Genomic DNA, 10,271 nt, shown 5'->3' with positions numbered 1-10,271 from the left:
CACCGACGTCACGCGCACCGCCGGCGCGCCGAGTGAGCGGCTGACGGTCGCCGCCCACGCGCTGGCCGCCGACCGGCTCGCATCGGTTCTCGCCGATGTCCTGGCCGACCGGCCCCGGCTGGAGGTCCGCGTTGTCGTCGCCGGCACCGCGACGGTGGCGAACGGCGTGGCCCGGGGTGAGTTCGATCTCGGCCTCGCGATCGGGCTGGCCGCCCCCGGAGATCCGTTGCGGCTACCCGACGGGGGGCCCGTTCGGGCGGTCGGCGTCGCCGCGGATCCGGCCGCCGTCGCCCTCCCCCACACCCACCCGTTCGCCCGACGCACCGGGCTGCGGCTGGCCGACCTCGTCGACGCCCGGTGGATAGACGCGCCCGAAGTCGCGAACGCGGTCGCCGATCTCCGGGTCGTGACCGGGGATCGGCGATTCCGGGCACACCTGCGTTACGACGGCGCGGACCTCGCGGGCCTGCTGGCGCTCGTCGCCGCCGGCCACGGACTCGGGGTGCTTCCGCACCGCCTGCTCGCCGCCGGCCGCCGGCCCGGTCCGGCCGATGCCGCCGCCGCCGACACCCGCGACGGTCACGGCGACACCCGCGACGGCGCTGGCTCGAGTACCGTCCGGGCGGCCCCGATCGGCGTGCCGCTGGTCGGTGCCGCCCCGGAGTTCCGTACTGAGCTGCTCTGGGCTGGCCGGCCGGGACCTGCGGTTTTGGCGCTGTCCCGGGCGCTCGGGGGGTGACGGCGGGGCCCGGACCGCAGCAAGTCTGGCGCTGGTCCTGCGCGCCGAGCCGGGCGGGGGGTAGGCTGGAGGTGTTGCTTGTTTCTCGGTGCGTGACCTACGCGGGGGAACGGCACGACCAGACCACGGAACCGATCGGGGTTTGGTGCGAGGCCGGTACGCGAAGGACGCCTACCGGGAGCGCGGCAAGGAGAAAGTATCGTGGCGCAGGGTACCGTCAAGTGGTTCAACGCGGAGAAGGGCTTCGGATTCATCTCCGTCGACGGTGGCGGCCCGGACGTGTTCGTCCACTACTCCTCGATCGTGGCGGACGGCTACAAGTCCCTGGATGAGGGCCAGAGCGTCCAGTTCGAGATCGTGCAGGGCCAGAAGGGGCCGCAGGCGGACAACGTGACTCCCGCCTAAGGTCGCACCACCCCCAGCTTTGCGTTCGGCGCGTGGCTCCGCATCAGGAGCCACGCGCCGAAACTGCGTTGTGGGCCGGGTCTTAGCCGGCGATACTTCGCCGATGTCCTCCTTCTCGCAGTTCGACCTGCGCGGATACCCGACCGTGGACGTCCGGACCGGCTACGAACAGTGGTCGGCAAGCTACGAACGGACGGTCGAGGACTTCATGGACCTCGCGCTGCTGGACCGACTCCGGCAGCCGGGGTGGGCGCGGGTCGAGCGGGCGGCGGATCTGGGCTGCGGCACCGGCCGGACCGGCGCGTGGCTGCGCGCCCGCGGAGTCGCAGCCATCGACGGCGTCGACCTCACCGCGGGGATGCTGGCTCTCGCCGCGCAACGAGGCGCGCACGACCGGCTGGTCGAGGCGGACGCGACCGCCACCGGCCTGCCCTCAGCCGGCTACGACCTCGTCGTGGCCTGTCTGATGGACGAGCATCTGCCCGGACTCGTCCCGCTCTACGCCGAGGCGGCCCGACTGGCCCGGCCCGGCGCCCTGTTCGTCCTCGTCGCCTTCCACCCGCACTTCATCATGACCTCCGGCATGCCGACTCATTACACCGACGGCAGCGGCGCGCAGCGAGCGATCACCACTCACGTCCACCTGGTCAGCGACCAGATCGAGGCGGGTCTGGGCACCGGCTGGACGCTGGCGGAGATGCAGGAGAACGTCGTCGACGACTCCTGGCTCGCCGCCAAGCCGAAATGGGGACGTTTCCGCGGGCACCCGTTCGCCCTTGCCCTGGTGTGGCGCCGATGATCAGGGCGGCTCAGCGGCGGGGCAGGCGGACGACCGTGATGAAGAAGTCATCGATGAAGCGCACATCGTCGACGAACCGATCGAAGTCGACCGCCTTCGTCACGTAGGCGTTGGCGTACAGGTTGTAGCTGCGCAGGATGTCCTCGGCCGCGTCCGATGTCGTGAGCACCACGACGGGGATGCGGCGCAGATCCTCGTCGGCCTTGATCTCCGTCAGCACCTCGATGCCGTTGCGGCGGGGCAGATTGAGATCGAGCAGGACCAGGTCGACGATGGGGACGTCGGTGAACGGCGCCTCGCGCCGCAGGAAGGCCATGGCCTCGATGCCGTCGTTCACGACGTGCAACCGGCCGTTGATCCGATCGTCCGCGAACGCCTCGCGGGTCATGAGGACGTCCCCCGGATCGTCCTCGACCAGCAGCACGTCGAACGAGTTGACGGGCAGACTCGTCGTCATCTGGCACCTCGGGGTGTGTGGCCGACCCGCGATGAGGTCAACCGGTGGTAAAGGCGGGGAGCGCGGCAACCTCGTCGGGGGCGATCGGGACAGCCACCGACCGGAAGCCCGAATACGAGCCCGAACCACGGGTTGTCTGACGGTACCGCCCATGGGGGTGGCCTGTCGCCCTCCAGTCCAGCGACGATGCCGTCGCTGTGCGCACAGCAGAGGCGGCCACAGCCGGCGGCATGACGATTGTCATGGCCGACCGCCCCGATCGGGGGATGGCGTCGGCGCGTACGGCGAGGAGTGGCGGCTGGGCCGCCCGGCGCAACGTAGCCTCGGTCTGCGGACCCGCCACGACTGCCGGTTGGTTCCGCGGACGGGCCGCAGCCCTGGGAGGTCAGTACGGACGCCACGGCCGACATCAGCGGGCGGGCGGACATCGCGGCGCTGGTGACAGAGTTCTACCGGCGGGCGTTCGCCGATCCGCGGCTCGGCCCCGTCTTCGTCGACGTCGCGCAGCTCGACCTGCCCGCGCACCTGCCGGTGATCTGCGACTTCTGGCAGGCGGTGATCTTCCGGGCCGGCACCTACCGACGCAACGCCTTCGGGGTGCACGCCGAGCTACACGCCCGTGTACCGCTCACACCGGAGCTGTTCGCCCGCTGGCTGGAGCTGTGGACGGCCACCGTCGACGATCTGCACAGCGGCCCCCACGCGGAGCGCGCCAAGCTCCAGGCCCACCGGATCGCCCTGTCGATGGGCCGCCGCCTCGCCGACGTCCCGGCGACCTCCGGGACGGCCACCCCCGCCAGCTCCGGCGCCGTCACGGCCGCCGGTCGGCGTCGTAGGCCGTCCGAGCCCGACTGATCTCGGCCGCCGACGCCTCGAACAGGTCCGCGAGGGCGCGCAACTGCCCGGCGACCAGGCCGCCCAGCGGGGTCAGCGAGTACTCGACCCGGGCCGGGATCGTGCTGATCACCTCACGGATCACCAGGCCGTCGCGCTCCAGGACCTGCAGCGTCCGGGAGAGCATCTTCTCGCTGACACCCTCGACGCGGCGCCGCAGCGCGTTGAACCGGTAGCTGCCCTCGCCCAGCGCGAGCATGGCGAGCATCCCCCATTTGGACCCCACGTCCTCGAGCGCTGCCCGCGAGCTGCATCCCCGGGCGAAGACGTCGCTGATGAGCTCGTCACTGGGCCCGATCTCCCCTGGACACGGCTCGCCCACCGCCATATCACGCTCGGAAGACATGGTCGCAAGCCTACGATCCGCCCAAGGACTAGTGCTGTCTGATAGTTAGTACTTACCAAAAGAAACTGCCACCGACAGGGAGAACATCAGTGACCACCATCGCCGTCACCGGCGCGACGGGGCACCTCGGCCGACTCGTCGTCGAGGAGCTCCTCGAGTCCGGAGTCGAGCCGTCCACGATCGTCGCGGTCGTGCGGACGCCCGCCCGCGCAGCCGATTTCGCCGAGCGGGGGGTGCAGGTCCGGGCGGGCGACTACTCGGACCCGGCGAGCCTGCCCGCCGCCCTGGCGGGGGTCGACACCCTGCTGCTCGTCTCCGGCAGTGAGCTCGGTCAGCGCGTCGCCCAGCACACCGCCGTGATCGAGGCGGCGAAGGCGGCCGGCGTCGGGTGGATCGTCTACACCAGCGCGCCGCGGGCCGACGTCACCGACCTGTCCCTGGCCGCCGAGCACAAGGCCACCGAGGAGGTCCTCGCGGCCGCGGGCGTGCCGAACACGTCGCTGCGCATCAACTGGTACCACGAGAACTACACCGCCCAGCTCGGCCAGTACCTGAGCCAGGGATTCGTCCTGGGCGCAGCGGGCGACGGCCGGATCAGGGGCGCCTCCCGGGCGGACTTCGCCGCGGGCATCGCGAAGGTCCTGACGAGCGCCGGGCACGAGAACGCGATCTACGAGTTCGGTGGCTCGCCGTTCACCCTCGCCGAGCTCGCCGCGACGATCACGGAGGTCACCGGCACCACTGTCACCTACCGCGATGTCACGGTGGCGGAGCTTGCCGCCACGCTGGGCCAGGTCGGGCTCGACGAGACCACGGCGGGCCTGTTCGCCGGCATCGACGAGTCGATCCGCGGCGGTGCGCTCGACGTCGACGCGGACGACCTGCAGCGGCTGCTCGGCCGGCCGACCACCAGCCTGGCCGACTCCGTGCGCGCCGCCAAGGTCTGACCCCGCCGCACCCGACTGCCCGCCGGCCCCGACTGGGGCGGTTCGGGCCGACTGGGGCCGACTGGGGCCGGTGCGGTGCGTTGTGCACGGTCCGAGCCCCGAAACCGCGCACAACGCACCGCGATACTTCCCGCGCCGACCCTGTACTTCGCGCTCGCCGCCGCCGTGGTGATCGCGGTGACGTCCAGCCCCGCACGGTGGGCCATCAGTTACCTTCGGTGATCCATGGTGCCAGGTCCGCCCCGGCGCCGGACGGCCGGGAAAAACCTATCCCTGGGTTTTTCCCGGGCCGTGGGATCTTCCTATCGATGGCGGCCGAGTACACGTTGACTTGTTTACTCTCCCTTTACAGCCGTCCTCGCCAATCGACCCGGTCCCCTGTTACGCTTTCCTGGCAGCCGCAAGTAAGGCCGAACCGTAGAATCGGACCGGTTCCGGTGGCACGGACTCCATGGTCGACCACGGAGTCCACCATCGATCCGCGGGTCACCGTGGGCCCGGCCCGCCTTCAACACTCGACCCGTCCCGGCGACCGGCAAAGAAGGCACTCATGACGTTTGTCGTCACGTCCGCCTGCATTGATGTGAAGGATACCGCCTGCCTGGGCGAATGTCCGGTCGACTGCATCTATGAGGGCGCGCGGAAGCTGTACATCAATCCGAACGAGTGCATCGACTGCGGGGCGTGTGAGTCGGCCTGTCCGGTCGACGCGATCATGAGTGTCAGGCTGGTACCGCAGGCGGAAGCCGAGTTCGTCGCGGACGAGGCCCGCTTCTTCACCACCATCCTGCCTGGGCGGGATGCACCCGTCGGCGATCCGGGCGGCGCGGGCAGGGTCGGCCCGATCAGGGTCGACACCCCCTACGTCGCGGGGTACGGACGCTGACGGCACAAGCCGCCGGCGAAGGCTGACGCGGCCACGGCGTCAGCGGGACCGCCGGCTACGGCCGGTGCTCAGGACCACCCCCGTCCGGGCACCGGCCTTTCAACGTCACAGCAAACCGCCGGTCGGCCGCAGCGAAGCGGCCGACCGGCGGTTTTGTCATGAGACGCCGCCGACGAACAATGCCGTGAACGGCGCCGCTCTCCCACGCCGGCCTTTCGCTGGACTGCCCGGCATCCCTGGACTGCCGCTTTTCCCTGGACTTCCCGCCCGAACCGGTTCCCCCACCCGGGGTCGGCCGACGCGGTATTCCCGGGCGGCTTCCGCGACGGTCGATCCGGTCGTGCCACCAACGGGCCTCGCCCGCAGCCGGCTGGACGCCACGGAGGCCACCCAAAAGGCAAAGGCCACCCACAAAGCGAGGGCACACCCAAGGCGACGGCACGCGCGGGAGAGCCGCCCGCGCAGGAGAACGGACCCGCACAGGAGAGTGGACCCGCACAGGAGAGCGACACAGGCCAGAACGCGGGCACCCACAAGAGGGGACCAGGCCGACCGAAGTCGGTCTGGTCCCCTCACATCGCGGGACGGGCGGTCCGCCCGGCCGCCCGTCCGCCCCGGCCAGGGGCGCAGCTCCCCGGCCGGCGATCTGGGTGCTAGCCGGCGTGCGTCCAGGAGTCGGTGCCCTTGAGCAGCGTCCGCAGGTCACCGCGGCCATCGGGGCGGGCCGTGGCCAGCCGCTCCTGGTAGAGCTGGTCGAAGCTCGGCGCGGAGACCGACCGGTAGACCCCGATCGGCGGCTCGGCGAGCGACGTCTCCGCCAGGCGGGCGAGCGCGTAGGCGTAGGTGGAGTTCTGGGTGCCCGGGTCGTGGACGACGACGCGGGAGTCGCCGCCGTGGCCGATGCCCAGCTCACCGGTGCTCGGGTCGCGGACGATGCCCCACTGCTCCTTGGCGCCGAAGACGATCGGCAGGCCAGGGGAGAGCCGGATCGGGCCGTGCTCGGGCGCCGAGGGGTCGTCCGACTCCGCGGGGCTCGTCTCGCCGGCGGCCCGGTTGGGCTGGCGGGGGATCGCGCTGAACGTGGGGCAGCCCTGCCGGATCTCCACCAGCGCGGCGCCCTTGTGCGCCGCGGCGGCGGTCAGCGTCGCCGTGAGGTGGCGGCGGTCGGTGTCGATCGTGCGGGCCACGAACGTCGCCCCGGCCCCGAGCGCGAGCGCGATCGGGTTGAACGGGTTGTCGAGCGAGCCGAACGGGCTCGACGGGCCGATGGTGCCGACCTTGGACGTCGGCGAGGCCTGCCCCTTGGTCAACCCGTAGATGTGGTTGTTGAGCAGGAGGATCTTGAGGTTCACGTTGCGCCGCAGCGCGTGGATCAGGTGGTTGCCGCCGATGGCCAGCGCGTCGCCGTCACCGGTGACGACCCAGACCGACAGGTCCGGCCGGTTGATCGAGATACCGGTCGCGAACGACGGCGCCCGACCGTGGATGGAGTGGATGCCGTAGGTGTCGAGGTAGTACGGCAGCCGCGAGGAGCAGCCGATGCCGGACACCACCACGGTGTTCTCGGGGGCGACGCCGAGGGCCGGCAGCAGCCCGCGCATCGTCGACAGGATCGCGTGGTCCCCGCAGCCGGGGCACCAGCGAACTTCCTGGCCGGTGGTGAAGTCCGCCACCGTCGGCGCCCGCCGGCCGCTCGCGCCGCCGACCGGCTCCTCGGCCTTTCCGTTGACCGTGCTCATCGTCCCGCCTCCCGGGTCCCGTCGTGCTGGGTAGCAGTGGCAGTGCCGGCGTGGGCCGCGGGCTTCGCCGCCCCCGCCTCCGACAGCGCCGCGCGGCGCGCGCCGACGTCGCCGACCGGCTTCGTGCCCGCGGCTCCCGCGGCGTCCTCGTCGATTCCCTGGATCACCCGGGTGATGACGGAGGCGAGCTCCGCCGTCCGGAACGGCATCCCGCGGGTCTGGTTGTAACCGACGGTGTCGATCAGGGTCTCGCGGCGCAGGTGGCCGGCGAGCTGGCCGAGGTTCATCTCGGGCACGAGCACGGTGTGGTACTCGGAGAGCACCGAGGCGAGGTTCGCCGGCAGCGGCACGATGTGGCGCAGGTGCGCCTGGGCGACCTTCATGCCCTCGGCCCGCACCTGCCGGCAGGCCTCCCCGATCGGGCCCCACGTCGAACCCCAGCCGATCACGAGCACGTCCGCACCGGATCCGGGCGGGCCGCTCGGGTCCTCGACCTCCAGCGGCGGCACGTCGATGCCATCGATCTTCGACTGCCGGGTCCGGATCATGAGGTCGTGGTTGTCCGGGTCGTAGGACACCGCGCCGGTGAGGTCGGCCTTCTCCAGGCCACCGATCCGGTGGGTCAGCCCCGGGGTGCCGGGGATCGCCAGCGGCCGGGCGAGGGTGATCGGGTCACGCGCGTAGGGCAGGAAGACCGGGTTGCCCTCGGCGTCGACCCCGTTCGGCTCGGTGGCCAGGTCGATCCCGATGAACGGCAGCTCCTCGATCTCGGGGACCCGCCACGGCTCGCTGCCGTTGGCGATGTAGGCGTCGGAGAGCAGGATGACCGGGGTGCGGTAGGCCAGCGCGATCCGCGCGGCCTCCATCGCGGCGTCGAAGCCGTCCGCCGCCGAGCGCACCGCGATCACCGGCATCGGCGCCTCGCCGTGCCGGCCGTAGATCGCCTGCAGCAGGTCGGACTGCTCGGTCTTGGTGGGCAGGCCGGTGGACGGCCCACCGCGCTGCACGTTGACGATGACGAGCGGCAGCTCCATGATCACGGCGAGGCCGAGGGCCTCGGCCTTGAGCGCCATCCCGGGACCCGAGGTGACGGTCACCCCGAGCATGCCGGCGTAGGACCCGCCGATCGCCGCGCCGATGGCCGCGATCTCGTCCTCGGCCTGGAAGGACCGCACGTCGTTGGAGGCCAGCGCGGACAGTTCGTGCAGGATCTCCGACGCCGGGGTGATCGGGTAGGCGCCGAGGAACAGCGGCATCCCAGCCTGGTGCGCCGCGGCCACCAGGCCGTAGGCGACGGCCTTGTTGCCCTTCATGTGCCGGTAGGTGCCAGCCGGGAGCGGGGCCGGCTTCACCTCGTACACGTTCGCGAAGGCCTCGCTCGCCTCGCCGTAGATCCAGCCGGCGCGCAGTGCGGAGACGTTCGCGGCCTGCACGTCGGGCTTCGAGGCGAAGCGCTTGTGCAGGTAGGCGATCGTGTCCTCGATCGGCTGGCTGAACATCCAGGACACCAGGCCGAGGGCGAACATGTTCTTCGTCCGCGCGGCGTCCTTGCGCTTGAGGTTGTGATCGGCGACGGCGGCCGCGGCGAACCCGGTCAGGTTGATCCCGTGCACCTGGAAGGCGTCGAGCGAACCGTCGGTGAGCGGGTCGACGTCGTAGCCGGCCTTCTCCAGACCCAGCACCGTGAACGCGTCGGTGTCCAGGATGATGACGCCGCCGGGGCGCAGCTCGGCGACGTTGGCCTTGAGCGCCGCGGGGTTCATGGCGACGAGGACGTCAGGCTGGTCACCGGGGGTCCGGATGTCGTGGTCGGCGATGTGGAGCTGGTAGCTCGACACGCCGGCCACGGTGCCCGCTGGGGCGCGGATCTCCGCCGGGTAGTTCGGCAGCGTTGCCACGTCGTTACCGATCGCGGCCGCCTGGGCGCCGAACCGGTCACCGGTGAGCTGCATGCCGTCGCCGGAGTCGCCGGCGAAGCGGATGACCACGTTCTCCAGCCGTCTGGCCCCTTCGGGCCGTTCGGACAACTGCTCGGTGGGCATGAGGGACCTCATCTCGACGTCGCGATCCCGCGCCGGGAGTGCCAGGACCACGACGTGGCGAGACTGGCAGCGCGGGCCGGTCATTCAGGGCAGGGCAGATCGGGGAACGGGAAGTTCCGGGGTCCGCCCCGTGGGCGGGGTGACCGCGCCGGACCAGCCGACGGGCGGCCGGTCGCTCGCACCGGGCCGCGCGGACTCGGCGGGCTCGGCGGGCTGGGGGAGCTCGCCGGACCCGACCGCCCGCAGGGACTGCACCCGGAGCACGGCGCGGGCCACCGTGGCAGCGGCGGCGTGAATCTGGTCGACGGTGGTGAACCGGCCCACGCTGAACCGCAGGCTTTCCCGCGCGGCGGTCGCCGAGCGGCCCATCGCCAGCAGCACCGGGGACGGTTCGTTCCCCGCGCCGTGGCAGGCGGAGCCCGCGGACACCGCCACGTCCGGCAGGCAGGACTGGACCGCATCGGCGTCGGCGCCGACGAACCGCAGGTTCAGCGTGTTCGGCAGCCGGATCGGGCCGGGCCGGCCGGTGCCGTCCTCGATCGGCCCGTTGACCTCCAGGGCACCCACCCCGAGCCAGCCGACGAGCAGGTCGAACAGCAGCTCCGTCTGGGCCCGGTGCCGAGTGGCCTCGTCGTCCAACAGGGCCGCGGCGATGCGGGCCGCGGCGCCGAAGCCGACGATGCCGGGGGTGTTGAGGGTGCCAGCGCGCAGGCCGCGTTCCTGCCCGCCGCCGTGGATCAGCGGCACGAGGCGCGCCCGCGCCGACCGGCCGGCGATCAGCGCACCGGTGCCCTTGGGACCGTAGATCTTGTGCGCGGACGCGGTGGCGAGGTCGATCCCCATCTCGGCGACCGAGACCGGGATGCGGCCGAACGCCTGGGTGACGTCGCACAGGAACAGAGCGCCGGCCTCGTGGGCGAGAACGGCGACCGGTCGGGGATCGTTGAGCGTCCCCGTCTCGTTGTTGGCCGCCATGACCGCGACCAGTGCAACCTCGCCGGCCCCGCCGGCCCCGCC

The 10,271-nt window shown here is 71.7% G+C and carries 11 protein-coding genes; 6 read left to right on the top strand and 5 right to left on the bottom strand.

The features are described from left to right. From ND748_RS17135 to ND748_RS17125, 3 genes are all read left to right on the top strand, one after another. On the top strand, positions 1–739 hold a 739-nt coding region (locus ND748_RS17135), incomplete at its 5' end, for a LysR family transcriptional regulator substrate-binding protein (protein ID WP_251746806.1). A 201-nt stretch (positions 740–940) separates the two neighbouring features. Beyond that, entirely contained in the window at positions 941–1,144 is a 204-nt protein-coding gene (locus ND748_RS17130; protein WP_009741546.1) for a cold-shock protein, read from the top strand. Positions 1,145–1,247: 103 nt separating this feature from the next. Beyond that, entirely contained in the window at positions 1,248–1,943 is a 696-nt protein-coding gene (locus ND748_RS17125) for a class I SAM-dependent methyltransferase (protein WP_251746805.1), read from the top strand. Between the two features lie 10 nt (positions 1,944–1,953). On the opposite strand, the gene ND748_RS17120 is transcribed toward ND748_RS17125, so the two are convergent. Beyond that, entirely contained in the window at positions 1,954–2,400 is a 447-nt protein-coding gene (locus ND748_RS17120) for a response regulator (protein WP_251746804.1), read from the bottom strand. Positions 2,401–2,838: 438 nt separating this feature from the next. On the opposite strand from ND748_RS17120, the gene ND748_RS17115 reads away from it, so the two are divergent. Then, positions 2,839–3,255: a group III truncated hemoglobin gene (locus ND748_RS17115; RefSeq protein WP_251746803.1), complete on the top strand. Its 417-nt coding sequence runs from the start codon at positions 2,839–2,841 to the stop codon at positions 3,253–3,255. On the opposite strand, the gene ND748_RS17110 is transcribed toward ND748_RS17115, so the two are convergent. Further along, the gene (locus ND748_RS17110) at positions 3,212–3,640 is read right to left on the bottom strand and encodes a helix-turn-helix domain-containing protein (protein WP_251746802.1); all 429 of its coding nucleotides are present in this window, start codon (positions 3,638–3,640) and stop codon (positions 3,212–3,214) included. The genes ND748_RS17115 and ND748_RS17110 overlap by 44 nt on opposite strands. Positions 3,641–3,729: 89 nt before the next feature. Here ND748_RS17110 and ND748_RS17105 point away from each other — a divergent pair, with 89 nt between their 5' ends. Beyond that, positions 3,730–4,587 (top strand): SDR family oxidoreductase, encoded by an 858-nt coding sequence (locus ND748_RS17105; protein WP_251746801.1) that lies wholly within the window; start codon positions 3,730–3,732, stop codon positions 4,585–4,587. 550 nt (positions 4,588–5,137) lie between these two features. Continuing rightward, on the top strand, positions 5,138–5,473 hold the full coding sequence (gene fdxA / locus ND748_RS17100) for a ferredoxin (protein WP_251746800.1): 336 nt from the start codon (positions 5,138–5,140) through the stop codon (positions 5,471–5,473). A gap of 653 nt (positions 5,474–6,126) precedes the next feature. Here the strand turns inward: fdxA and ND748_RS17095 are convergent. From ND748_RS17095 to ND748_RS17085, 3 genes are all read right to left on the bottom strand, one after another. Beyond that, the gene (locus tag ND748_RS17095; RefSeq protein ID WP_251746799.1) at positions 6,127–7,212 is read right to left on the bottom strand and encodes a 2-oxoacid:ferredoxin oxidoreductase subunit beta; all 1,086 of its coding nucleotides are present in this window, start codon (positions 7,210–7,212) and stop codon (positions 6,127–6,129) included. Next, positions 7,209–9,254, bottom strand: a complete 2,046-nt coding sequence (locus ND748_RS17090; RefSeq protein ID WP_251746798.1) for a 2-oxoacid:acceptor oxidoreductase subunit alpha — start codon at positions 9,252–9,254, stop codon at positions 7,209–7,211. Before ND748_RS17090 ends, ND748_RS17095 begins: the two co-directional genes overlap by 4 nt. Positions 9,255–9,338: 84 nt before the next feature. Continuing rightward, on the bottom strand, positions 9,339–10,271 hold a 933-nt coding region (locus ND748_RS17085; protein ID WP_251746797.1), incomplete at its 5' end, for a cysteine desulfurase family protein.

Source organism: Frankia sp. AiPs1, assembly GCF_023716945.1.
GTDB lineage: Bacteria > Actinomycetota > Actinomycetes > Frankiales > Frankiaceae > Frankia.
This window is presented reverse-complemented; position numbering and strand designations above follow the sequence as displayed.